Annotated in this window: 20 protein-coding genes; 5 read left to right on the forward strand and 15 right to left on the reverse strand. The window is 50.6% G+C overall.

Annotated features, from left to right (window positions below):
• Positions 1-45: 45 nt before the first annotated feature.
• The 6 genes from ABD836_RS18355 to ABD836_RS18380 form a co-directional block, all read right to left on the reverse strand.
• On the reverse strand, positions 46-930 hold the full coding sequence (locus ABD836_RS18355; RefSeq protein WP_344938782.1) for a DMT family transporter: 885 nt from the start codon (positions 928-930) through the stop codon (positions 46-48).
• A gap of 335 nt (positions 931-1,265) precedes the next feature.
• Complete coding sequence (locus ABD836_RS18360) at positions 1,266-1,988, reverse strand: DUF2894 domain-containing protein (protein ID WP_344938784.1); 723 nt, start codon at positions 1,986-1,988, stop codon at positions 1,266-1,268.
• Between the two features lie 7 nt (positions 1,989-1,995).
• Positions 1,996-2,652: an OmpA family protein gene (locus ABD836_RS18365; RefSeq protein ID WP_344938785.1), complete on the reverse strand. Its 657-nt coding sequence runs from the start codon at positions 2,650-2,652 to the stop codon at positions 1,996-1,998.
• The gene (locus tag ABD836_RS18370) at positions 2,649-4,751 is read right to left on the reverse strand and encodes a DUF802 domain-containing protein (protein WP_344938787.1); all 2,103 of its coding nucleotides are present in this window, start codon (positions 4,749-4,751) and stop codon (positions 2,649-2,651) included. Before ABD836_RS18370 ends, ABD836_RS18365 begins: the two co-directional genes overlap by 4 nt.
• On the reverse strand, positions 4,748-5,560 hold the full coding sequence (locus ABD836_RS18375) for a DUF3348 family protein (protein ID WP_344938788.1): 813 nt from the start codon (positions 5,558-5,560) through the stop codon (positions 4,748-4,750). Before ABD836_RS18375 ends, ABD836_RS18370 begins: the two co-directional genes overlap by 4 nt.
• A 257-nt stretch (positions 5,561-5,817) precedes the next feature.
• Entirely contained in the window at positions 5,818-6,588 is a 771-nt protein-coding gene (locus ABD836_RS18380) for a glutathione S-transferase N-terminal domain-containing protein (RefSeq protein ID WP_344938790.1), read from the reverse strand.
• Between the two features lie 376 nt (positions 6,589-6,964).
• Between ABD836_RS18380 and ABD836_RS18385 the strand changes: the two genes are divergently transcribed.
• Positions 6,965-12,298 carry an OmpA family protein gene (locus ABD836_RS18385; protein ID WP_344938792.1) on the forward strand — a complete coding sequence of 1,778 codons (5,334 nt, stop codon included), beginning with the start codon at positions 6,965-6,967 and terminating at the stop codon, positions 12,296-12,298.
• Positions 12,299-12,458: 160 nt separating this feature from the next.
• Here the strand turns inward: ABD836_RS18385 and ABD836_RS18390 are convergent, their stop codons facing one another.
• From ABD836_RS18390 to ABD836_RS18400, 3 genes are all read right to left on the reverse strand, one after another.
• Positions 12,459-13,049: a hypothetical protein gene (locus tag ABD836_RS18390; protein ID WP_344938793.1), complete on the reverse strand. Its 591-nt coding sequence runs from the start codon at positions 13,047-13,049 to the stop codon at positions 12,459-12,461.
• 561 nt (positions 13,050-13,610) lie between these two features.
• Complete coding sequence (locus tag ABD836_RS18395) at positions 13,611-13,946, reverse strand: hypothetical protein (protein ID WP_344938795.1); 336 nt, start codon at positions 13,944-13,946, stop codon at positions 13,611-13,613.
• 259 nt (positions 13,947-14,205) lie between these two features.
• Entirely contained in the window at positions 14,206-15,726 is a 1,521-nt protein-coding gene (locus ABD836_RS18400) for a PQQ-dependent sugar dehydrogenase (RefSeq protein WP_344938796.1), read from the reverse strand.
• Positions 15,727-15,906: 180 nt separating this feature from the next.
• On the opposite strand from ABD836_RS18400, the gene ABD836_RS18405 reads away from it, so the two are divergent.
• A complete protein-coding gene (locus ABD836_RS18405) occupies positions 15,907-16,170 on the forward strand; it encodes a hypothetical protein (protein ID WP_344938798.1) in 264 nt (87 codons plus the stop codon).
• A 37-nt stretch (positions 16,171-16,207) separates the two neighbouring features.
• Here the strand turns inward: ABD836_RS18405 and ABD836_RS18410 are convergent, their stop codons facing one another.
• A complete protein-coding gene (locus ABD836_RS18410; protein ID WP_344938800.1) occupies positions 16,208-16,546 on the reverse strand; it encodes a HopJ type III effector protein in 339 nt (112 codons plus the stop codon).
• A 28-nt stretch (positions 16,547-16,574) separates the two neighbouring features.
• Entirely contained in the window at positions 16,575-17,627 is a 1,053-nt protein-coding gene (locus ABD836_RS18415) for an AraC family transcriptional regulator (RefSeq protein WP_344938802.1), read from the reverse strand.
• A gap of 138 nt (positions 17,628-17,765) precedes the next feature.
• Between ABD836_RS18415 and ABD836_RS18420 the strand changes: the two genes are divergently transcribed.
• Positions 17,766-18,944 (forward strand): alkane 1-monooxygenase, encoded by a 1,179-nt coding sequence (locus ABD836_RS18420; protein ID WP_344938804.1) that lies wholly within the window; start codon positions 17,766-17,768, stop codon positions 18,942-18,944.
• A 68-nt stretch (positions 18,945-19,012) separates the two neighbouring features.
• On the opposite strand, the gene ABD836_RS18425 is transcribed toward ABD836_RS18420, so the two are convergent.
• The 4 genes from ABD836_RS18425 to pomA all read right to left on the reverse strand — a co-directional run bounded on the left by ABD836_RS18425 (position 19,013) and on the right by pomA (position 21,935).
• Complete coding sequence (locus tag ABD836_RS18425; protein WP_344938805.1) at positions 19,013-19,531, reverse strand: hypothetical protein; 519 nt, start codon at positions 19,529-19,531, stop codon at positions 19,013-19,015.
• 121 nt (positions 19,532-19,652) lie between these two features.
• The gene (locus ABD836_RS18430) at positions 19,653-20,183 is read right to left on the reverse strand and encodes a hypothetical protein (RefSeq protein WP_344938806.1); all 531 of its coding nucleotides are present in this window, start codon (positions 20,181-20,183) and stop codon (positions 19,653-19,655) included.
• A 141-nt stretch (positions 20,184-20,324) separates the two neighbouring features.
• Positions 20,325-21,164 carry a flagellar motor protein MotB gene (locus ABD836_RS18435; protein ID WP_344938808.1) on the reverse strand — a complete coding sequence of 280 codons (840 nt, stop codon included), beginning with the start codon at positions 21,162-21,164 and terminating at the stop codon, positions 20,325-20,327.
• Complete coding sequence (gene pomA, locus ABD836_RS18440; RefSeq protein WP_344938810.1) at positions 21,165-21,935, reverse strand: flagellar motor protein PomA; 771 nt, start codon at positions 21,933-21,935, stop codon at positions 21,165-21,167.
• Positions 21,936-22,270: 335 nt separating this feature from the next.
• On the opposite strand from pomA, the gene ABD836_RS18445 reads away from it, so the two are divergent.
• On the forward strand, positions 22,271-23,164 hold the full coding sequence (locus ABD836_RS18445; protein ID WP_344938812.1) for an alpha/beta fold hydrolase: 894 nt from the start codon (positions 22,271-22,273) through the stop codon (positions 23,162-23,164).
• A 4-nt stretch (positions 23,165-23,168) separates the two neighbouring features.
• Positions 23,169-24,614 carry a transglutaminase-like domain-containing protein gene (locus ABD836_RS18450; RefSeq protein ID WP_344938814.1) on the forward strand — a complete coding sequence of 482 codons (1,446 nt, stop codon included), beginning with the start codon at positions 23,169-23,171 and terminating at the stop codon, positions 24,612-24,614.
• Positions 24,615-24,763: the final 149 nt, after the last annotated feature.

The following is a 24,763-nucleotide window of genomic DNA, read 5'->3' on the forward strand; positions in this document are numbered from 1 at the left end:
CAGCTTGCCCAAGCGCCTCATTTGCACTTTTCCCCTAATATATAACTACACAGCTACTTTTGGTTTTTGCCAAAAGTCTTGATGTATTGCCAGCGCAACAAGTATCAAACTAGCCCCCATCACCATGGCCAGTGAAACCACTTCGCCGACCACCAACACACCAATCGTCATCGCCAAGATCGGGGTAATAAATGGAATCAGCGACACCGTTTCAACGGTCAGATGCTTGAGTATTGAATAATAGGCGACAAAACCCACCAGCGATCCAAACAATGACAAGTACAACAATGACCCCAGCGATATTAGGCTCAACATCAGCGGCTCAACCCCAACTCCAAACACCCAGGTCAAAACCATTCCCGGCAATGCAAAAGCCATCGCACCTAGGGCTTGCTCGCTCGGCTCAACACTCATCTGTGCATTGAGCTTTTTTACCAGCAGCGCGCTGACTGAGAATAGGCAGTTTGATAACAGCATTAAGCCAATACCAATATAACCGTCATTGGTCACCGCTGCCTTATCAATGAAAATGCACAGCAAGCCAATTAGCGCTAGGGCAATGCCAAACACTTTTTTCGGCTGCAATAAATTTTCACCCAGAATCGGTTTAGCCAATACCGCTGTAAAAAAGGGCGTCAAGCCAAACAACAACGCAATTAAACCCGAGGAAATACTCTGCGCGGCAATATACACCAGCGCCATATTCGGAAATAAACTAATAGACGCCGCGGCATAAAGTTTCCAGTGGCGGCGAATAGCCAGACCAGCATAGCCGCCGACAGTGCAGATAAGGCTGCCAACCGTAAATGCCAGCGCAATACGCAGTGTTAAGCCAGCAATTGGCGCAAGCGTATCACCGCCAAGCTTAATGGCTAGCGGCGTGGTCGCCCAAATAAGGACAACCAAAAGATAGGTGAAACGTACAAGCATTGCTGTATCTCCGCATACTTGCCGTAGATTTTTACTAGACCTAAAACGAGAAAGGCCGCAGTAATATCTGCGGCCTTTAAATAATGGTGTTTACTAAGCGTACTACATCATTGTTCAGCCACAGACCAACATGCCCAGCGCACAATTAACTTGTGCGTGGCCACGACGGCTTTGGCGGAACAATTAAAATTCATTTTGTTAAATCTCAAACTAAATTTTTGAAAACCTTGTGGACGATAGTAAAAGAAAATCCGCGATTTAAGCAAGCGCTATTTTCATGGTGTATATTTAGTACGCTTGCTTCAGACAAGCTAGAACGTATAGCGAACGGTAGGCTAGCTAGTTTTCTTTTTAGATTTAGCGCGCGCGCCAACTCGGCTGTTTTTCTTATCGGCTTTATTGTTGGCAGCGGTATCCAGTTGCTCTACCCAAAACAAGGTGTCTAGGTAGCTCACATAACGATTTAAATATTGCGGCGAAATATCGCGCATAATCGTTAAGGCTTTAATTGCTAGCATTTGCGGGTTAAGCGGGCCGGGGCTTTCTGGCCCTTCAGCAATAGCGAGCTCAATGCGTTTCTCGGCAGCGCGGCGCTGTTGATGCACCCGCATGGTTTGACTGGCTTTTAATGGCGGCGCGGTTGATTCTTGCTGCGTCGAAACTGAATCAGCCTCGCCTTCCGCCGGTGTAAACAAGCCGCCCTGCAGTAACTCCCCCTCCTGCTCCTGCAGTTGCCGTTCAAAATCACTTGAGCCACTATTCGCGCCCACCTGACTGCGGTCCAAATCACGACGTAATGAGATCAAGGCTGCAATGGTGGGATGCGCCGGCCCCGGCGGGCTATTGTCCCGCTCATCGCCACCGGAGCGGGTACTGGCGACAAGATAATCCCGCAAAGACAGGCTACTTTTTTCAGTAAGTCGCTCGCCAAGTGGCTCACGAGCACCGTGAGCGCGATTCGCCAGCGCCTCAATATACCGAAAGCGCACGGGGTCGAATCTGTCGGCGCCAGCTTCCCGCAGCATCGCTAGTTGTTCAAGTAGGGCCGCGCTATTCATTACGGCTCTACTGCCCTGGGCTGAGCGCGTTTTGCGCGCCGGCAACGCGCGGTACCGGCGCCATTTCAACACGCCGATTTTGCGACCGACTCGCGCTATCGCTATTTACTACCACCGGCTGCTGCGCGCCAAAGGCTGCAGCAAATACCATACTGGGTGGCATACCCTCGTCGATTAAGGCGCGCGTTACGGTTAGCGCGCGCTGGGCGGACAACTCCCAGTTATCTGCAAAATGCAGATTACCCTGTTGAATAGGCAGATCATCGGTAAAACCGCTCACCATCAATAACTGTTCGCTATCGCTTAGAAATACTTGCAGAGGTGCCCGCAGGGTATGGAGCAGTTCTCGACCCTCCTCCTGTAATTCTGCTGAGTTCAAGGAAAATAAAACGCTGCCACTGATCCCAATTCTACCGTCGCGCAAGGTAACTCGCCCTGTTGCTAAGGGATCGGCAAGCGCAGCTTCGAGAGCCTGACGCCGCTGCTCTGCTACTTCGCGCTTTTGGATTTCTTGCTCCAAGGTTTGCGACAACTCCAGCTGAAAGCCTAGTGTCCACACCAGCAACAAAACAAACACGCCAACGAGCCCGGTCATTAAGTCACCAAAGATCGCCCAAATTGGCGGCTCTTGATCTAGACCATCATCCAGCTCTGAAATACTCACGCGCGCTCACCCGCCTGCGCGACCGCCTTGCCGCTAAGCTGCTGCAACTGACTGATAATATCTTGCTGCGACAGCATATTGTGGTCAATAATTTCGCGAGCCTGGGCAACGTAATAGGCCATTTGCTCGTCGCTGCGCGCGGTACTGTTATTAAGCGCCGATTCAATCGAACTCATTGTTGTAATAAGACTGGTATTTGACTCACCAAACAAGGCCACTGCGGTGCCAAAGGCTTCACCCAAGCTGGCCAATTCAGCGCTACTACCTTCAAAGTGGTTAATGATTTCAGCTAATTTCCCAGTCTCGTCGCTAACTTTTTCGGTAAAGCGACTGCCGATGTTATCGAGTAACTCAGCAGAATTTTTAAGGATATTTTCAGCGGCTTCGCGCTGACCAGCCGCAGAGGTTTGCAGTGATTCAGCAAGCGTATTGAGCTGCTGCAATAATTCGCTGCGTTCTTTCAGCAAGCTATTATCCCGCTCAATATTGTCACTCATCTCAGCCCGAAGCTTGGCCATCAGTTCAGCGGCAATGCGCGGCGTTTCTGATGCGGATTCAATTAGTCGGCCCATCGGCTCTTCTAGCGCATTCGCCAATATTGCCAAGTGTTTGGCAACGGCCTCCTGCAACTCAGCCAAGCGCGCAACTGCCGCTTCGCCTCTACGCTCTTCCGCATCACGTAAGCTGCTTAATTCGCTTGTTAGCGTACTGCCTAACTCAGCCAAACGCTGCTGATATTCACTCAGCCATTTGTCTTCGCTAACTACGCGGGTTTGAATCAATTTCTCAGACGCAGCAATGAGTTCTCGGAATTCGGCGACAACATCTTGGGAGCCAGCATGCGCATTATTTGTAAGTTGCTCAGCGCTGTCGCGCAGTAATGCGGCACTCTGATCAAAGACCGCCGCCCAATTTTCTAAGCGCGCCTGTTCGGCCGCTTGCTGGCGGGCCAAGCTGTCGTTACTCACTTGATCAAAGGTCGCCAGCAATGAATGACTGGCTTCACTATATGTCGTATTAAATACGCCCAAGCGGTCGTCCATTTTTGCAAATAAACTATCGCTGCTTTTTTGCTGATCAGTGATACCTTGCTGCCAGGTTTGACTAAACGTTTGGGCGGTTTCCGCGAAGCGCTCACTCAAACCGTTAAATTGGATTTCTGCCGTATTAGCGAGCTGTTGTTGTGTGGATTTCAAATCTCGACTTATGTCCTGCACAAACGACTGCATGATAGGGCCGATACTTTCGCCCGACAGCCGCGCGCTATCGGCAAGGCTCTGCTTCAGCGATGCACCTACTGAACTGGCCAACTCGCGATACTGGGCCTGGGCACTGGCGTGAAATTGCTCTTGCTCTGCCACAAGCTTGCTCCCAAGATCATCGCCCATTTGACTCAGTCGGCTTGCCAGCTCACTTAACTGCTGAGCTACGACTGGCAATACCGCCGCCTGCTGCTGCATTGCCGTATAACTTTGGCTGCGCTGGTAACCCAAGGAAAAGTGTTTAAACACCGTCCGCATACTGCTGTCGAGCTGACGAGATACCTGCAGACGTTCACGGCGACTGAGGGTAGAAATAAAGCCCAACATAGCCGATGCACTCACCCCTGCCACCGAAGTAGCAAAGGCCATACCTAGCCCCTTGATGGGCGCGGCTAAACCAGCCCGAATAGCCTCCAACTCTGTTGTCCCCTCAAGCGCCATCACGGCACCTTTCAAGGTATCGACCATTCCAATAAACGTGCCCAACAAGCCGAGCATGACGAGTAGCCCAATCAAATAGGGCGTGAGTACTGGTGCTGGCAGACCAACGTATTCACCCTGAACCCGCTGCCCTACCGCATTGCGTAATGCCACGGGCACTGCGCCTAACCACTGTTCTATATTGTCAACGGTATCGCCAGCGGCGACTATCGCCTCGCTCAAGCCGCAACTTGCCTGCTGATAACGTAGCAGTTCGGCAAAGCCCGCGGTGTAGGCAAAGGCGATGAGTAGGGTCACGCCTAGCGCCAGTAAATTACTGCCAACAAAGGCCGACGCCATCCAAAGTACAATTACGCCGCCCAGCACAAAAGCGATTATCGACAAAATTCTGGTCATTGTGGTGTATCTACCTCTGTAGCAAGCGCTTCCATCAAACCCATCACCGGCATAAGTCGTAACTCCAGCTCGGCTAATAACAAGCCCTGCATTTCTGTAAAAAAGTTATCTAACCAAGCGCCTTTTTCCATCCATAACGCGGGGCTGTCACACATTAGCTCTGGTTCCAAGGCCAATTTCATGTCGGCGTCGCCCGCTGCACTACGCTGCGCGTCTTGTACCGCTCGGTACTGCTGATTCAGAAAATAAAAACGCTGAGCCAATAATCGAGGAATACTGGCAAACACCCGGCGACTATAGTCACCTAGTTTATCTGCTAGGCTGCGATCTAATTCTGCAAGCTTTGCTAACGCCGGCGACTTGCCAGAAAGCGCCTCTTGCAACTGCCTGCGCAATACTAAAACACGATGGTCGAGCTGACTTTGGTGTAAGTTGTAAAAGCGCTGGTAAGTTTGAAACCCCGCCTCTGGATCCGCGAGGGTTTCAGCGCTTGGCCGCGGCAGTATAAACGGTGCCGCGCTCTCTTGCCCTTCGTGTAGTTCGGTAATAAAACTATTGCGAATAAAGGCCAGCATGTCGGCACGGGTCTCTAAAAAAGTACGCTGCAGACAAACAAGACTGCTTTCGGCCGGGCTAAACTCAAGCTTTTGCAAGCTTCGCAGCGACTCGGAAAGCGCAATAGAACCTGACAAATCGATAAGTTGACCAAGTTTCTCAGAAAAATTCTTATGGCTAATTTCAGCGCCGCCGAGCGAAAACTCACTCAACACGGCCTGCAGTCTCGAGCTTTTTATTGAAACCGGGTTCATAGCCACCTTAATTATTAAGCCTGCGCTGCGTTTTTACCGCCATACGCAGCGGCAGCCATTAGCAGCGAAGTAATCACCACAGCGAAAGATCCCGAAATTGACGTAGTATAGCCAGACAGGAAAATCTATTTTATTACGACGTAAGCCACATTTTGCCGGCAATTATCGCTAATTCGCGGCGATATTCAAGGATTGTGTCTGCATCTATTACCGAAAAGCGCACCGCACGTTATGGCTTGCGGCGCGCTACCCCATACTTAGCAGCTATAGGTTTCTTGCAGATACTCCATAATATCTGCCGACTCAAACATCCCTGCACCAGTATTAGGGTCGACCAAATAGGGCACTTGCGAACGCCCCGTTAACTCGCTTAGACGAATGCGGTTTGGACTACTGATTGGCGCGTCAGGGAAAAATTTAGCACGGACCTGCGGCGGCCCAATTTCTTGCCAACGCGATTTAGCGAAATTACGCAGGCGGTAGGGTATCTCTAGCTCGCACAACAATTCCCGCACCGGCCGAGAATACGGGCTAGATTCAAAACTATACAACTCTAACGGTTCGACCGGATGGTCAGCATTTCTTACATACATTCCCCGCGCGCGACCAACCAACCGATAAACCGTAGCGAGCATCGAACTTACTACCGCAAGCTGACGCCCCATTCCGCTTACCGAGTGCATTTTACCGCCACCGTAATACTTGTAGAGATGCGCAATTATTTCCGCCGACTCGACAATACTGTCACCGGTATTCGGGTCCACCAATAGCGGAAACTGGCTAACCCCACTGATGTCTAGCGCCGCAGGCCGAAACCGCATACCACCTTTGGGACAGGGGTAGATCATGGCATCGATATCCAGTTCACTGAGCACTTCGCGCACCAAGCGGCAATATGGGCAGCCTTCAATATCGTACAACTCCAACAGCTTATCCGGCTGTTTAACGTTGCGGCCAAAGGCTGTGGTTCCACGCCATGCCCGCGCACTGCTCGCAAAAACGGATGTTGTCAGATCAAAAAAACTCATTATTACGGTAACTCCCAAACGCATTTATTCAGGCGCTAACTCAAGCTTAAGCAGCCACTCATGACATGTAGTCGTGCTGCGAACATGTGCGCCAAGATCAATGCATTTTATCGCACATTAACCACAAAATACTTGATTTTATAAGCAATTACCCAGATTACATCCGCGAAACCCCATATATAAAAAGCCATGCAGGACTCTTAAAATGTATTGCAGCTCGTTAGATACCTACTCGAAGTCACAGTCAGTACTTAGCGTAATTGACTACATTTCGTCATACTTTAAAGTAACATAGTGCGCACGCTGTACATTTGCGCCTATTTTCTCCGAAATGCCACCGCAATGCGTCTCAACATAACGAGTAGAAAATCAAACAATGCATAGACCCAAAGACAAGCCTCGTAATACACGCTCACGTATCGCTTTAGCACTGAGCCTTTGTAGCTTGCAACCACCGCTGTATGCGGGCCCAGTAGGTGACATATTCAATGCGAGCGGCGTCCTAGAACCCATTGGGAATGCAACCGGCCTTGATCTCAACTCTCTGCTCGTTACGCCAGCTGATAATTTGCTCCCACTGAACGGCGATGCCAACTTATTGCTTAACCCAGATCAAAACGTATTCCGATCAATAAACAATCCCCTTTCAGGCAACCCTGCAGTCGGCAACAACGGCAATGATAAGCTGGTAGGCAATGCACAGAAGGGCAAGCACCCGCACAAATCCCCAGTCGAATCCATTTCAGCACCACTTGGCAAAAGCATTAGCCCGCTTGTCGACTTTATTGACCTCCGATTAGACCCAATCACCAACCCAGTTGATAGCCTATTATTAGAACCGCTAATCGATTTTATCGATCCGATTACTGACCCTCTATTAGAAGCGGTACACCCACTTACCGCACCCGTAGACGGCATAATTCATGATCTCACCAGCGGCAGCTTAGAAGACGCACTCACCAACAACGACTACAACACTGGCGACGGCAACGGGCTTGTTAATGACCTGCTCGGCAATGGCCGCACCCGCAATAGCGGTCGCGAAGAAGGCGAAGCCTCGCCTCTACCCATCGTCACCCGCCCCGCTGGCCAGCTCGCGGACACGCTAGTCAATGACCTTGATGAAGGCCTCGACCCCATCACTGATCTGGTCGATGACCAAGTGCTTGCACCTGTTCTCGACGCCCTTGCGCCCGTCACCGAACCGGTACTCAGCGCCATTGAACCCGCGACTGATCCGGTAGACGGCACGGTTGCCGACCTCACTGGCGGCAGCATTGAAGATGCACTGAGCAATGACGACGACAACCGCGATGACGGTGATGGCGTGGTCAACGACACCCTCGGCGGCAACAAAAACCGCAACAAGCCAAGCGACACGGAGTTCGGCATTGGCAATATCGGTAGCACCGGCAATAACGGCAACGACAAACCGGTGGGCAATGCCCAGGGTAAAAAGCCCAAGAACAAATCACCGCTTGAATCGATCACCGCACCACTGGGCCACAGCTTAACGCCACTGATTGATACCGTGGATGAAAGCCTTGATCCCGTCACCGATGTTGTCGACGATCAGCTTCTTGAACCTATCCTTGATGCTGTCGCACCCGTGACTGATCCGGTGCTGATCGCCCTGGCACCAGCCACCAATCCCGTTGACGGCATTGTGTCGGATCTCACCGGCGGCAGCTTAGAAGACGCACTCACCAACAACGATTACAACAGCGGCGACGGCAACGGGCTGGTTAATGACCTGCTCGGCAATGGCCGCACCCGCAATAGCGGTCGCGAAGAAGGCGAAGCCTCGCCTCTACCCATCGTCACGCGCCCCGCTGGCCAGCTCGCCGACACCTTGGTTAATGACCTTGATGAAGGACTCGACCCGATCACCGACCCAGTCGATGAGCAAGTGCTGGCGCCGGTTCTCGACGCTCTTGCACCCGTCACCGAACCGCTACTCAGCGCCATTGAACCAGCCACTGATCCGGTAGACGGCACGGTTGCCGACCTCACTGGCGGCAGCATTGAAGATGCACTGAGCAATGACGACGACAACCGCGATGACGGTGATGGCGTGGTCAACGACACCCTCGGCGGCAACAAAAACCGCAACAAGCCAAGCGACACGGAGTTCGGCATTGGCAATATCGGTAGCACCGGCAATAACGGCAACGACAAACCGGTGGGCAATGCCCAGGGTAAAAAGCCCAAGAACAAATCACCGCTTGAATCGATCACCGCACCACTGGGCCACAGCTTAACGCCACTGATTGATACCGTGGATGAAAGCCTTGATCCCGTCACCGATGTTGTCGACGATCAGCTTCTTGAACCTATCCTTGATGCTGTCGCACCCGTGACTGATCCGGTGCTGATCGCCCTGGCACCAGCCACCAATCCCGTTGACGGCATTGTGTCGGATCTCACCGGCGGCAGCTTAGAAGACGCACTCACCAACAACGATTACAACAGCGGCGACGGCAACGGGCTGGTTAATGACCTGCTCGGCAATGGCCGCACCCGCAATAGCGGTCGCGAAGAAGGCGAAGCCTCGCCTCTACCCATCGTCACGCGCCCCGCTGGCCAGCTCGCCGACACCTTGGTTAATGACCTTGATGAAGGCCTAGACCCCATCACTGATCTGGTCGATGACCAAGTGCTTGCACCTGTTCTCGACGCCCTTGCGCCAGTCACCGAACCGGTACTCAGCGCCATTGAACCCGCGACTGATCCGGTAGACGGCACGGTTGCCGACCTCACTGGCGGCAGCATTGAAGATGCACTGAGCAATGACGACGACAACCGCGATGACGCTGATGGCGTGGTCAACGACACCCTCGGCGGCCAAGCGAATCAAGACAAAGAAAGTGCGGCTACTTCCAGCTCAGCCGACACCCCGATGAATTCCAATGACGATACGAGCATTCAGTCTGAATCACTAGCGTCGAATACTGGCAGTCCAACCTCAACTGACGGTGGTTCAAACGAAACCGCGGGCTCTAACACGGGTACGCCTGCGGGTAGCAGCTCATCTGCAACTACTGGAAATGGCGCGAGCAACTCAAGCAACGGAAACGCTAGCAATGCCAATAGTTCAAACGCGAACAACTCATCGTCAGGCAACAACGGTAACGACAAAGCCGTAGGAAACGCGCAATCCAATTCTAGCAGCTCAGCCAACGGAAGCGCCAACACCAACAGCGCAGGCAACGCGAACAACGGCGGCTCGAACTCAGCCGCGCCCACTAATAGTGGGAATAATTCAAATGCCGGCAACTCGTCACCCAGCAATAACACCACAGGTAATGCTCAATCGACGTCCGGCAATGGCAGCTCGACCTCTCCCGCGTCGAACAACGGAAACGCTGGCAGTACCAATAGTTCAAATGCGAACAACTCATCGTCAGGCAACAACGACGGCTCGAGCTCGGCCGCGCCCACTAATAGCGGGAATAATTCAAATGCCGGCAACTCGTCATCCAGCAACACCACAGGTAATGCACAATCGACTTCCGGCGATGGCAGCTCGGCTTCTCCCGCGTCAAGCAGCGGAAACACTAACAGCTCACCGTCAAGCAACGGCTCCAATAGCGGTGGGGCTAACACGACTACGCCAACCGATAGCAGTTCATCTACGACGACTGGAAATGGCACAAGTAACTCAAACAACGGAAACGCTGGCAGTACCAATAGTTCAAATGCGAACAACTCATCGTCAGGCAACAACGGTAACGACAACGCCGTAGGAAACGCGCAATCCAATGCTGGCAACTCAGCCAATGGAAGCGGCAATACCAACAACGCAGGCAACGCGAACAACGACGGTTCGAACTCAGCCGCGCCCACTAATAGTGGGAATAATTCAAACGCCGGCAACTCGTCATCCGGCAGCAACACAAGTAATGCACAATCGACGTCCGGCAATAGCAACTCGGCCTCTCCCGCGTCGAACAACGGAAACGCTGGCAGTACCAATAGTTCAAACGCGAACAACTCATCGTCAGGCAACAACGGTAACGACAACGCCGTAGGCAATGCTCAATCCAACTCTGGCAACACAGCCAATGGAAGCGGCAACACCAACAACGATGGCAGCGGAAACGCTAACAGCTCACCGTCAAGCAACGGTTCCAATAGCCATGGTTCTAACACGACTACGCCAACCGATAGCAGTTCATCTACGACGACTGGAAATGGCGCAAGTAACTCAAACAGCGGCAACGCTGAAGGGAATACACAATCAACTTCTGGCGATTCAACTGACACTACCAATGAAAGCGCTAGCTCAAATATCGGTACCTCGAACGAACCCGGAGCCGAAGGAAGTGCCGGCAGCGAGATCAGCGCTAGCTCTAGCAGCCCAGCGTCCGCTGTATCGAACAACGGAAACGATGGCAGTTCACCGTCGAACAACGGCTCCAATAGCGGTGGCTCGACCACGACTACGCCAGCGGGTAGCAGCCCATCAGCAACTACCGGAAGCGGCGCTAGTAATTCAACCAACGGCAACGCTGTAGGAAACGCGCAATCAACTTCTGGTGATTCCGCTGGCACTGCCAATGAAAACGGTAGCTCGAATAACGCTAGTTCTGGCGGCATGATTTCGCCAGCGGATACCAGCTCATCGGCTAGTACTGGAAATAGCCCAAGCAGCCCGAACAACACTGCCAATTCTGGCAGCTCAAGCGCTGGCAATATTGGCAATAACAACGCCGCAGGAAATACGCAATCCAATTCAGTCTATTCAAATAGCGGAAGTGCCGCTGAGAGTGACGATTTGAACGGATCCGGTAGCACCAAAAAGACCAGCGATGACATCAACTCTAGCAGCAATAGCTCTAGCACAACTGCGTCAGCCGACAGCAGTACTGGGACTGCCGCCCGCGACAACAGCTCGACAGAAAACAAGCAGGCTAAATCTAGCACCCCTGGAGACAAATCAGATACTGTTAACACCGATTCCAACCAAGATAACTCGAGTGCCACAACCGACGACGATGCCGGATTTTTTAGTGACAAGCTTGAACCAAGCACGCAAGACTTAAAGGCAATCGAAGCAGCCTTAAATGCAACGGAAGTATCTCTACTTGGCTCTGCAATCAGCCCATCTGAACTGCCTATAAGTGCCTCATCGGAATCCCCTGCGAGCAGAAACGAGGTTAGTAGCGGCAACGTTATCGGCACTTATTTCAGCACTGAAAATACGCCGTTCGCGCTCAGCATGGCGACTGATGAGGCTGCCATTGAACGACAGGGCAACGCTGATTCGCCGTCCAGCAGTGAAAGTGTTGCAGCGAATTTCACCTCTACCACAAAGCAAGGGTGCAGCAATCAAAGCGGCGCGAATGATAATAGCTGTTGCCCAAGAGAGGAGGTTACACAATTAGCCGGCGTAAATTTCGAAACGGATAAAGCTGAACTGACTAGTGAGTCACGCAGTATTTTGGACCAAACTGCAAAAAATCTTGCTCGATGCGGTGATCAGCGTTTTGAAATTGGCGGCCATACCGATGCACGAGCTAGCGAGAGCTACAACCTCCGCCTATCCCAGGCGCGCGCGGAAGCCGTTCGTAGCTACCTAATTGACAAGGGGGTTAAGCCGTCGCGATTAAGCGCTCGAGGCTACGGCGAGTCTCAGCCATTGAATGTAAACATGAACGAAGAACAGCTCGAGAAGAATCGTAGAGTAGAATTACGGCACTTAAAATAGACTGTTCAAGAGTGTGCAGGTAGCGTCTATCTATATAAAGGGGAAGGCAATTTTCCCATTGCAATGGTGAGAACAACGAGTTTAGGCCGACAAAAACTGGCCTCCAAGCTAGCGTTAATTAGCTAGAACGTTTCACGGCACTCAGTATACGCTTAGCGAATTACTCGGAAAAATCTGGGGTCAAGGTATAAGCCTTCTCCCCTTGTGATTCGTACAGGCTTTCCTCGCGGCTTTCATACCGGTCGGTAGGCATAACCGTCATTTTAGGCTGATCTCGATCGAGGCTCCGTCCATCCTGCACAGTAAGTAACTTGTCTCGTTTAATCGCAGCAACAACAGTCCCGGTTACTAAATCAAAGATTTCAGTGCGATCATCGCGATCAAATAGATCGCCCTTTTCCGTTGAGCCAATAGTCGCTACAGTACGGCCAGTTATGAAATCTTGAAAGGAAATACCCAACATAATTCGCTCGCTACTGCCACTAACCGAAAGCTGCACACCTAAAGTTCGCTTCTTCGCCTCATACGGTAAATTCTCTACCTCCTTCGAACCCACCACAGCCATATTGTAGGCGCCAATCATATTGCCGAATTCTAAATCCATACCGTATATAGCGCTATTGGTATCGCGCTCGATTACGACGTAATCATAACTGGCAAAACTGAATCCATTTGAATACACCACAGTTTCATTACTTGCACAGGCAAATAACAAAAAGACGGAGACTATAAGTGGAAAAATGGACTTCATTGCGTTTCCTTATGACACCAAAATATTTACTGGCAGGCTACACCTACTGGCCATCCATGCGCCATGTGCACAGCGAGACAGCACATAGTATTCCATATTCCAGCAGCATTTATCGCTTATGAGAAAATACGGCGGCGACAAGCTTACTACGATCCGAAGTAGTATCGTAGTAGAAAGCGCAAAGTGGAGAGAAACCAGCCGATGAAAATACTAGTAAATTATTGAAATACAACAAGTTAGCAATAAGGCCATAGTAAGGAATAATTTCCCGTCTTCCCTAAGAAAACGTGGCGTCGATGTTGCACACGGTCGATTGCGAATAGTTTGGCTTAGTAAACTTTACTTACTAACGCTAAGCGATGTCGCTCTTTCATTGCGCATTACACGCCATACAGCGAGGTCCGTTCGAAATCGACACATCCCCACCTGGAATACTTGGCCACTGCAATACAAACCGCGCAGCGACTGACTCAAGCGAAAATTGCTTTAATTTTACTGCCCGCCAAAAACCAAAAAAGCGTCCGAAGACGCCTTTAATGTCATTGAAATGGCTGTCTTACGCTACAAGCCACCCTCGACATTGTCTGAGGTCACAAAAACAAAACCGACGCCATCCCCAGCATTAGTATCAACAGCATCCCGAAAGCCCGAACCGCCCGCCGCCGCAGTACCGTGGCCATTTCGTACACCCGCATAGGAAAAACTCTGGTCCAACGAACCGATCGCCTCTGCCGTGTCGTCCATTTCAGCTAATAGGGAATCACGCATGGTAGTCATGCCAACTGTTACTCCGGCGACCATAATAGAACTCATCAAGGTTAATTCTGCGGCAAGTGCGAATCCACCCTGCTTACGTTTTGATGCTTTATGTGCAAAACCCGTTATAGATTGTGTCATTGATATACCTCTACCAAATTTCATTACAATAGAGGGAGTATTCGCGAGCAATACATTTAGCAATGCCACTCGATCAAATATACCCACTATTACGAGGTGGAATATCCGTATTACACAGGCTGATAAAAACGAGCCAAATTATTCAATATTTTGCGCGGTCATATCGCTTAGCCAAACACTAACGAAAATGCTAAGCTTTCGCGATACGTATCAGTACGCACATTAGAACAATAAAGGAGCCAAATTCTTCATACTGCCGCTACGGGCGCACCAACAAATAGACTGCCAGCGCTTCACGATCTTCAGCACTAAGCGGGAACACTGGCATCGGCGGAGTCGGCGCGGTAAAAAAATCGCTCAATTCCTTGACGCTATAGCGACGCTCTAGGCCCACCAACGGTGCAGCCATGGACTTATCATCCGGCGACTCACTGTGACACGCTACACATGCATTACCGCGAAACACGATCTCACCTCGAGCAAATAAGCTGCCGCGTTGTTCCTTACTATAAACTGCCAACCCGCTCTCTTTCTCCGGCGCCTCACTCGCCGTTAAAACGGTTGCAGACAGACCGATGCCCTTTTCGTCGCCAGCGCTAACGCGATATATTGAACCCGAATAGTCATCTGAGATATAAATACTGCCGTCCCTAGTTTCAGCGACATCAACCGGGCGACCGAGCAGGTTTTCACCTTGTAAAAAGCCACTTAAAAAATCGCGTTCGACAATACGACCATCGGCCAACCAATGCAGTGACACTACTTTATAACCGTCAGGTACGCTGCGATTCCATGAACCATGCAAAGCAACGAGCGCTGTGCGCTCGAAGCCCGCGACGCCGCTATGCCGTAAAAATCGAATTCCCAGCGGTGCGTTATGTGCACGAAATTCGTAACTCGGAGCTATATTCTTAGCTGCTACTGCCGGATTTAATTCACCAAAATCTGGGTCTGCTGCACTCGCATTCACATAGGGCCAGCCGTAGAAACCACCGGCGTCAATTTTATTGAGTTCACAAGGCGGAATATCATCGCCAAGCAAGTCACGCCCGTTATCGGTAGCGTACAAACTATTATCCCAAGGCGCCCAGTCAAAGCCGACGCTATTTCGCAAACCACTCGCATAGACCGAGAGTTCACTGCCATCGGATCGAAGCCGCATAATACTCGCTCGCTGCGGGTCGTCCTCCTCGCAGACGTTACACGTGGAGCCTGAACTGAGATACAGCCAACCATCCACGGACGCACGAACGGTTTTGGTCCAGTGATTGCCCTTATCACCCAAGCCAGAAACAATGCGCTGGTATTCACCCGTGACCGTCCCTGTTGCGCTATTAAAGTGAATTTTTCCAAGTCCGTCTGACTCCGCCACATATAACCAACCATCGGCGATATCCAAACCATGGGGACGCGTCAGACCCCCGAGCAAGATTCGCTGGCCGTCAGGCACGCCATCACTATTACGATCTTGCTCTAGCAACAGCACATCGCCTGTGTTTGGCCTACTCACCAACAAGTCGCCGGCATCAGTTACTTTCAAGAAACGTATTTTCCCAAGGTCTTTAGCATATAGACTGACCTGAAAACCGTCTGCTACCTTTAGCTGCTGCTTCACAGCGCTGGCGTTGAGCGTGTCACCATAACCAAACACCATATTCACCAGAAGTTTTGAGGTTGTTCCCCAGCCGGCGGGGCCAAACTGGACAAGCAGCAACGGCGTGAATATAAGCAAACCCGCGAGCACCAAGATCGTTAAAAATAATCGTTTAAGCATTTTCATTGCTAAGTAGCCCTTGTCTCTGCACCCCAAGGCCAAATACCTTGCGTAGATTAATTATAATGTTCTCACTAACACCGTGAACACCACTCAACATGAATAGGGCACCATTTAGTGTGAAAGATAGATATACTACGGCTATTAGTTTTAAATCCCAAAACCAATAATTAGAGACAGAAAACCATGATAGATATGGGAAGTGACAGCGGCGAAAAATGCCCGTTTGACCTAAATTTTGAGCCCGACACCTTTAAGCCAGGTGATCTCGTAAGTTACCGAGTAGACGGCAGTATGCGCGACATGCCCTTTGTTGGCGTATTAGTTGAAGTCCATGAAGACCATGTGATGCTAGGCCATTGTGGCGCCGACAATAAACCTGACGGCAATATCATGCGCGCCACCAAGACTGACCGCCCGCTGGTGAGTGAAACCGATGCGTTATGCTAAGCCAGCTTAACTCGGCGCACAGTGTGCGCCAGTTACCTTACTTTGCCATTAAAGCATCACCTTCAAACCGAATAACACCCCAGCCGCTGCGCATGAAGTTGCGAATATTGGCGTGGTCATCACCGTGGGGATTCGCCAAAACGTCATTCGTATAATAATCCCCGAAGGCATGCAGCGTTGCTTGCACACTCAACTGATGCAATGCGCCAAATGCAAATACCTTGCAGGAGCCATTATTGCTCCCCGCGTCATTAAATTGCTCACCATTCTGAAAGGCAGTCGGTGTAAAGCTATAGTGTTCATCTATAAACGCCATGACGTCAGTAAAAGCGACAGATTGCCGCGCCAAGCGGTCAATAAATTCTTGTATAACCATGATTAACTCCCCAAAGTTTCGCCACGCATTATAACGGTTTTTCTGCGCTGCCATCTCGCGTACTACGCCGATATTGCCCAGGCGTAATTCCGCACCACTGCTTAAAAGCGTGACTGAAATTGGCCGCCTCGCTATAGCCTAATCTTTCAGCAACCTGATCAAGCCGCAGGATATCGTCAGCAAGAAACTGTTGAGCCATCGCCAATCTCGTTTTTTGGTTCAGCACCCGATAGCTGGTACCTTCTCGCTGAAGTTGACGTCGCAGTGTACGCTCAGGCACCCCTAATGCATGCGCTACCGTTTGAATTCCTTGGAACGCAGAATCAGCGATGGCGCGCTGCACTCTGTGCGTAAAACTATGACCACCATGCTGCCGCGTAATAAGCTCTCGACACTGACGAACGCAAGCCGACCACGTCACCGCATTCGACTGCGGTAAAATAATCTGCAAAAGGTCACTCGATAAGCTGGCTCGCGTATGAAGAGCATTGAACTCCACAGGACAGCCTACTAAACGCTCTATTTCTAAAGCATGCCCGGGCCGGGGAATGGCTACCTCAAGAGAAAGTAGCGGCAATTTCTGCCCAGCGGCCTCTGTCGCAATGCCAAGCGTAACAATAAGATCGCGCTCAACGACAAAATTACGCACCGCTCCCGCCGGATAGTGGTCACGCAAGGCTATGCTTGCGACTGGCCCCTCCACACTTAATTCCAAGCCAACAAAGCTGTGAGTTAATTCAACAAACTCTTGAGCAACCTGAAAAGCCTGCAACAAATTTTTACTGCATATAAGCGCCAAGCCCCATATACCAAAAACACCAAAATGGTAACGTCGACCAACAAGATACGCGAGATCCGGTCGCGTATTCGCGGCAAGCGTTGCCTCGATAAAGGCAATTTCCTGGCCCGACTTAATTAGACACCCAGGCGTCTCTAACTGATTTCGGCTCAGACCTGTAATTTTGCTCGCCGCGCTGTGATCCAACCCCAATTCTTCCAAGGTTTGGCACAATATCAGCAAACCTAGCGCTGGTCGCAACCCTGTGGGTGAAACCGAAATTATATTGTTATTTTTATCCATAATGGCCGAAATTAACAATTATATAGGTCAGTAGCAACATTTAACTCGCACTACGCTAGGCGTAGCCTAATCAATCGCACTATGCGCACTAGCCAAAGGACCTGAAGTAAAGAAACCCCATAATAAGGACGGCATACTATGGCAACGACAATATCGCGATTTTCAATAACGGATCTTACCCAGCGATTTCGCTGGCTATGGATGATTAACGCCTTTTTTATGCCATGGCTGGCCTTGATCGGCATCATCCCTGCCATAAAAACGGGCAATAATGCCTGGCTAGCGCTCGGCTTTGTTATTTTCTATGCTGCCGTTCCAATACTCGATTACATCTCTGGCCAAGATCCCAACAACCATGATGAAGCCGATGTACCCGCCCTGGATGCCGACAACTACTTTCGCTGGGCCTTGTTTGTGGCACTGGCCGGCACCCTCGTTGTGTGGTTTAGCGCAATTACCTACGCTTGGTATGCTGAATTATCGATCCTAGGACTAGCCGCCCTTGCACTCTCTTGCATGGGACTGGGCGGCGCATTTTTAAATCTTGGCCACGAGCTAGGCCACAAGAAAAACCGACCTGAGCGCTGGGCAGCAAGCCTCGCCCTTGGCATAACGGCGCTTCCGCATTTCAGCGTAGAGCACAATCGCGGCCATCATCGCGATGTCGCCACTCCGCACGACCACGCCTCTTCACGCCTCGGCGAAAACTTCTACCGTTTTATGCTCAGGGAAATGCCTGGCACTTGGTTGCGTGGTTGGCGTATTGAAGCGGATAGACTACACAAAAAGGGCTTGTCATTCTGGTCGACAAAAAATGAAATTCTACCCGGCGCGACGATCACCGTCCTATTCTTTACGGTAGTTGGCGTCCTTTTTGGCCCGACCGTTCTACTCTTTGTTGTTGTCACTAGCCTGCTCGGGCATACCAACTTAACTGCGGCAAACTATGTTGAGCACTATGGACTACTGCGTAAAAAGCTTGAGAACGGCCGCTATGAGACACCTCAACCGGAACACTCGTGGAACCAAAATTCACTCGTATCTAATTTAATAACCTTTCAGCTGCAGCGCCATTCAGACCACCACGCTCACCCTAGTCGGCGCTACCAATGCCTGCGGCATTTTGAAGACGTTCCTCAACTCCCCGCCGGTTATTACGCTATGTTTATGCTCGCCTATATCCCGCCACTGTGGTTTATGGTGATGGACAAAAAAGTCCTAAATTGGGCCGACAACGACATCAATCGCATCAATGTCTTGCCGAGTAAGCGCGCTAAATATGAGAATAAAATCAATATGGCCGTCTCACTCAGCTAAACAGCAAGATCACAAAAAAGGTGACAGCCCTAAGACTGCCACCTTTCTAGCGTTTGCTCCCACTAACTTTAGTGCCGCGTACTAACGTTCACCCGGGTATTCCACGACTGCTCACGATGACGATTATCATTGCCGTGCCCATTACCCTTGCGGTCATCACGCACGTATTTGTCTTTCTTATAGTGCTTTTCAGCATATTTATTTCCATGCTTTCCGTCATCGCGCTGCTCTAGATATTTGTGATGCTTACCGTGGTTCGAGTATCGATCAGCGGTATAGTGCTTTTGATAATAAACATGAGCATTACCGTAGCGCTGGTATTTATTTCCGCGGTACTCAACATGATGCCCACAGTGTCTATCATGCACATGTGCATGGCGTCTTGCGTATTTTTTATCCGATTTATGAGCATCGTGGGCGGCATACAAGACCGCGGCACCAATTAACACGGCTGCAGCTGTTTCCGCATGCTCCGCGTGCGCTTGCTTTGGTGTCACCGCCACTGCCACCGCAAGTAAAGCAGTGAGTAACAGATTGCGGATCACCTTAGGCTGTTCTACTTCAAATGCTGTTGTATTTGTCATCATCAGTTCCTCCTGAATGTGCTTGTAAGATATCAGGAGCTAGCTGAACGATAGCTGAAGGCAAAAACAAAAAAAGGCCACCACGCAGAATACGGGCAGCCTGTTTATATTCTAAATGGTCGGTTTAACTACTCTGGGATTGGCAGCGGCTCTGCGCATCTAAACGCGCTTGAGCAAAACCTTGCATTGAAAATCGATCGCCGGTAACACTAAAAAATTGAGCTACATCAGTCGAGGCCATCACCAAATTAACTGACGCCGCATTCGCCATAAGAGATAGCAACTCAGAATTTGCAAACGAACGCCCGAAAATCACTTGGTATCGATCGCCCTGCATTGGACGGATTGACACGACCTCCACCGGAATATCTAGCGCAACCCCATCAAAGTCTGCCGCGAGGGAAATCTGTTTTCCTGCGAGCGGCCATATATTGTCGCTATCGCTTACCCAGCTTATATACAACTCATCTGCAGCGCAGGTATTACTGTGTTTAAGCAATCCGAATTGGTTCTTGCTACCTTCTTGACCGTGAACGCTATAACCAGTCGATTTTGAAATTGCTTCAAGCTCCCAGCCGCCAGACACTTTTGCTTCCGCGGCCAACGACATTGCAACTAAGGCGACACCTACAGATACCAATTTACGTACAGTCATTACATCCACCCTGCTATTCCGGCTTTAAACTTCAATAACCGTATTTAGCAACCAAAATGAATTTCAAACTATACGTAGTATTCCTCGGCGAGAGACAGTTCACATTACTAACATTTAAATTTAGCGTTCAAGTATAGAAACTTATTGATCCAACAGTGACGCTTCACGACCGCCTACGGCAGAGCCCATAGCTGGGTCATGCTTGGCCCCACGGAGAAGGAATATCTCGACGCGTCGATTTCGCCCCCGCCCCTCCGCAGTATCATTATCAGCTAACGGACGCGTTGCGGCATGGGCCATTACTCTGAACCGTTCATTCGGCTGACCGCTCGCTGCAATAATCCCCAACAATACCGTAGTCGCCCTAGCCGATGAAAGATCCCAGTTGGAGGAAAAGCGGTCAGTGTGGATTGGTACTGTGTCAGTGTGACCGGCAACCACAATTTCCCCATCTATTTCATTTAGCAGTGTCCCGAGCTTCACTAGCACAGGATCAAATCCCGGCGACAATTCAGCGCTACCCGATGCAAAGGAGCCCCGTTCGCGAATACGGATGATAATCACCCGTTCGCCATCGTCCACTACCTCGACAAGACCTTCACTGATCTCGAGGGCCAAATGCGCTTTAACTTTCTCAAGATCGTCATTGAGCGCCTCGTCTGCTTCAACTTTGACAAAGTCGCGCATTTCGCGCACCGCTTCTTGGCGAATTTGATTTTCGGCTGTGGGTTTTGGTTGGCCGGGACTAAATTCCCGGGCGATCATGCTGGTGCCTATCGGCGGCTTAAATGCGGGTATTTCGCGCTGCACACCGAAAGCGTCTTTCATCGACCCCGACAGCTCCTTAAACTTTTGCTTGTCCATTTCAGAAAATGAAAACAAAAGTACAAAGAACGCGAGCAAAAGCGACATTAAATCAGCAAAGGTAAGCACCCAAGCTGGGGCACCGGCAGCCGGTTTCTTGGGCGCGTCTTCCTCCACTTAGGCTTCCTCAGCCTTAGGTTCAACGTCGCGCTTATTATCAGGAAGATAGGTTTGCAGCAATGACTCAAGTACCCGTGGATTAATACCTTCTTGAATGCCATCAACGGCTTCTAAAATCAAATGGCGATTGCGCCGCTCTTCAGCCGTTCGAAAGGCCATTTTTTCCGCCATTGGCAGCGCAACAACGTTCGCTAAGACCGCGCCATACAAGGTAGTCAAAAGCGCAACCGCCATCGCCGGCCCCAACGCCTTGGGGTCAGACATATTCGACATCATTTGCACTAAGCCCACCAATGTACCAATCATCCCCATGGCTGGAGCGGATTCACCAAAGCCCTTAAAAACAGCCTCGCCCATTTCATGGCGCTCAATGGTCTGGCTGATTTCTTTATTCAATACTCGGCGCACAAACTCAGGATCATGGCCATCAATAGCCATCTGTACGCCTTTATTTAAAAACTCATTGCTAATTTCCAGTGATTCCAAACCAAGCAAACCCTCTTTACGGGCTACGCCTGCCATCGACATACATTCGGCAATAAGGTCAGCCGAGCTGGTTGGCTTATGAATAAACGCCCTCGACGCTACCTTGAAGGCGCCCATCGTTTGGTCTAGCGGGAACTTAACCAAATTGGCTAATAACCCCCCGCCAACAACAATTAGCAAACTCGGGGTATCGATAAAGCCACTGGCACTGCCACCTAACACAATGGCGGTGACAATAACCCCAAGCGCACCCAACATACCTAATAACGTTGCTAAGTCCAAAGGAAACTCCGGCTCTCTTTGTCTGTGAATTGGGAAATGTGCCAAATTGCGTATTCTTTGGCCGCCATTTCACCCTTACGTAACTTTATTAACGGCAGCAGGGCACTTAACTTTATAGGGAATTCCCTTACGAGCGGTCAATTCAGCAAATTCGAAACCTAAATTGCCCCCGCTGCAGCTTGAACACCACAATAACTCGCCCAACTCAGCATCGTCCATAGCGGATTTCAACGATACTCCGAACGTAAAACACCGCGCAACAATACGGCGAGTCACCGCCACACTCGCGGGACCATGCTATGCTTGGAACTCCAATTTCTTAGCCTGCATTTACTATGTTAAAACCCCAACAAACTGAATTTGGTCACGGCCCTGCAACATGGCTATCTGGCGGACAGGGCGATGAAACGCTGCTCTTTGCCCCTGCCAATGGCTTCCCGGCAGGAAGCTACAAAACATTTCTTTGCCATTTCCAAAACGACTTTAACCTCATTGGCTTTGAAAATCGCGGCGCGTGGGACAACACGCCCCCATCTAGGCAGTTTTCTTGGCGCCAGCATGCCGACGATCTAATTACGTTTTTAGATCAGCGCCCATCAAGTTTAGCTCAGAAGCCCGTAATCGCTATGGGCCACTCTATTGGCGCAACGATTTCCGCTATCGCCGCGGCAAAACGACCAGATCTTTTTAAAGCGCTACTGATGTTTGATCCTGCTGCGATACCTGGCCGGTTTCTACCCACGCTCGCTGCCATTGCGCCCACCGAGTTAATGGGGAAGCTGAATTTAGTCAAACGCACGCAGAACCGTCGTCAGCTTTGGCCGGACCGCCAGACCTTTATCGACTACCATCGCAACAAAGCCGCCTATCGTCACTTTTCAGATGAAGCATTCAACGACTATGCCGAATCCGGCTTAGTAGAACAGCCCGACGGCCATTATAAACTACGTTACAGCCGCGAGTGGGAAGCACACAATTTCAAACATACCTCATCGCCATGGCTGGCCCTACGCAACATCCAGATTCCAACTCTAATCCTCAGGGCTGAGCATTCTTACCTCCACAAGCAAAACGAATTTGAACGACGAGTAAAGCGCCTTCCCGCCCTCGTCAGCCACGATGTTATTCGCGGCGCCGGCCATATGGCACTACAGGAAGATTGCAAACAAGTCGTCGAACTCAGTCGCGACTGGTTAGCCAGTAACAACTTGCTCAGCACGACAGTTTAAGAAAATGACGTTTAAGCGACTAAGCCCAGAGCAGGCATTTAAATTTTTAAGCTTTGCGCTACTTTGCGCCATAAGCGTTCGGACATTAGCCGCTCAAGAGCAATGGCAAATCCTCAGCCTTGCAGGTAATAAAATGGGTTACCGGCACATCGAGCACAAGGAGATTGAGAAGACGATCATTAGCAGAGAAACCCTCACTATTACCGTAAGTCAGCCCGGCGCTAGCAATACCACCACCACGACAGTATTGGAGTCCCGCGAAAGCTACGACGGCAAACCTCTGTCGATGAGCAAAACCGTCAGTTCTGCCACCGCAAACCACAATATGCGAGTGACGGTCGACGGCAACGTACTGCACCTAACCCAAGACGAGCTAGCGAGCGGCGGTAAAGACTACCCTATACCGCAGCCCTTTTTATTATCGCAAGCTTTGCGGCAAGCCCTGCAAAATGGCGCGGGGCAAAAATCGCCATTCAACTATTTCAGCTGGAGTTTCAGCAACCAACAATTTGAACAAATTCAACTGACCGTAAAACCACACCTCAACCCAGAAAACCCCGACTTCACATGGCATATTCAGCGTAAAATCATGAGTGGCGGCGCTAGAGAAACAGATATATATACTGATGCCGCCTTTTACACATTACGCGAAATTAGTCGCTCAGGCGGTGACGAACTACTAATTGAAAGCTGCACACAAGAATGCGCCACGGCTTATTTTGAGCCAGTCACCCACGTATACCGCCAACTGATTTCTTCGCCATACAAAATTAGCGATGCCGCACTACGCAGTAAGATCCGCTACCAACTGCTTGGCCATTTATCCAGCACACCACCAGCAACTAGCGAACAATCTGTCAGGGCCATCGACGGCGGAGTCGAAATTACTGTCTGTTCAAACTGCGGCTCAGAATCCACCGCCAGCCCCGCCGACCTCACGGCACGATTACAGGCTAATTATTGGCTCACCAGCGACGCCGAGCTAATCCACAGCAAGGCACTCGAGATCCTTGGCGACAAGCCAATCAGCACGGCCGCCAAAATGCGGCGACTCAGTCGCTTTGTAAGTCGACACATGAACGAGGAAGCCAGTTACTCCGGCTATGCCACTGCGCTTGAGGCCTACCACAGCAAACAGGGAGACTGCACTGAACACGCTTTATTACTAGCGAGCTTAGCACGCGCAGCGGGGATCCCCAGCCGCGTAGCATTTGGTTTGGCTTATAGCAATGAGCGTTTTTTAGGGCGGAAATACGTGTTTGTTCCCCACGCGTGGGTACAAGCGTGGACTGGCGACAAATGGGAGAGTTTTGACAGTGGCCTAGGCCAGTTTACGGCCGGCCATATTGCCCTCGGAATTAGCAACGGTGAACAAAGTGAAGTTCTAAAATTGAACGCGCAATTACACCAATTAAAAATTACATCTGCGGTGCAAATAAAAAGTCGGTGACTTCTCCCCACCCTACGCTTCACTAGGGTGAGGCTTCTCACTTCTTAGGCCGCTGCCGACACTGTGCCGGTCTTACGCAGGCCTCCATGAGCAGAAACGACGAGCCCCGTCGCTTTTAACTTCAGAATACCTTGCTGCTTAATGTTGAT

Source organism: Zhongshania borealis (genome assembly GCF_039539625.1).
Taxonomy (GTDB): Bacteria; Pseudomonadota; Gammaproteobacteria; order Pseudomonadales; family Spongiibacteraceae; genus Spongiibacter; species Spongiibacter borealis.

Excerpts from the sequence above, each read along its gene's own strand:
- ABD836_RS18445 (WP_344938812.1), top strand. The coding sequence starts at position 22,271 with ATGTTAAAACCCCAACAAACTGAATTTGGTCACGGCCCTGCAACATGG.
- ABD836_RS18400 (WP_344938796.1), bottom strand. The coding sequence starts at position 15,726 with ATGAAAATGCTTAAACGATTATTTTTAACGATCTTGGTGCTCGCGGGT.
- ABD836_RS18375 (WP_344938788.1), bottom strand. The coding sequence starts at position 5,560 with ATGAACCCGGTTTCAATAAAAAGCTCGAGACTGCAGGCCGTGTTGAGT.
- ABD836_RS18385 (WP_344938792.1), top strand. The coding sequence starts at position 6,965 with ATGCATAGACCCAAAGACAAGCCTCGTAATACACGCTCACGTATCGCT.
- ABD836_RS18395 (WP_344938795.1), bottom strand. The coding sequence starts at position 13,946 with ATGACACAATCTATAACGGGTTTTGCACATAAAGCATCAAAACGTAAG.
- ABD836_RS18355 (WP_344938782.1), bottom strand. The coding sequence starts at position 930 with ATGCTTGTACGTTTCACCTATCTTTTGGTTGTCCTTATTTGGGCGACC.
- ABD836_RS18450 (WP_344938814.1), top strand. The coding sequence starts at position 23,169 with ATGACGTTTAAGCGACTAAGCCCAGAGCAGGCATTTAAATTTTTAAGC.
- ABD836_RS18425 (WP_344938805.1), bottom strand. The coding sequence starts at position 19,531 with ATGATGACAAATACAACAGCATTTGAAGTAGAACAGCCTAAGGTGATC.
- ABD836_RS18380 (WP_344938790.1), bottom strand. The coding sequence starts at position 6,588 with ATGAGTTTTTTTGATCTGACAACATCCGTTTTTGCGAGCAGTGCGCGG.
- ABD836_RS18390 (WP_344938793.1), bottom strand. The coding sequence starts at position 13,049 with ATGAAGTCCATTTTTCCACTTATAGTCTCCGTCTTTTTGTTATTTGCC.
- ABD836_RS18370 (WP_344938787.1), bottom strand. The coding sequence starts at position 4,751 with ATGACCAGAATTTTGTCGATAATCGCTTTTGTGCTGGGCGGCGTAATT.
- ABD836_RS18420 (WP_344938804.1), top strand. The coding sequence starts at position 17,766 with ATGGCAACGACAATATCGCGATTTTCAATAACGGATCTTACCCAGCGA.
- ABD836_RS18415 (WP_344938802.1), bottom strand. The coding sequence starts at position 17,627 with ATGGATAAAAATAACAATATAATTTCGGTTTCACCCACAGGGTTGCGA.
- ABD836_RS18360 (WP_344938784.1), bottom strand. The coding sequence starts at position 1,988 with ATGAATAGCGCGGCCCTACTTGAACAACTAGCGATGCTGCGGGAAGCT.
- ABD836_RS18410 (WP_344938800.1), bottom strand. The coding sequence starts at position 16,546 with ATGGTTATACAAGAATTTATTGACCGCTTGGCGCGGCAATCTGTCGCT.
- ABD836_RS18405 (WP_344938798.1), top strand. The coding sequence starts at position 15,907 with ATGATAGATATGGGAAGTGACAGCGGCGAAAAATGCCCGTTTGACCTA.
- ABD836_RS18430 (WP_344938806.1), bottom strand. The coding sequence starts at position 20,183 with ATGACTGTACGTAAATTGGTATCTGTAGGTGTCGCCTTAGTTGCAATG.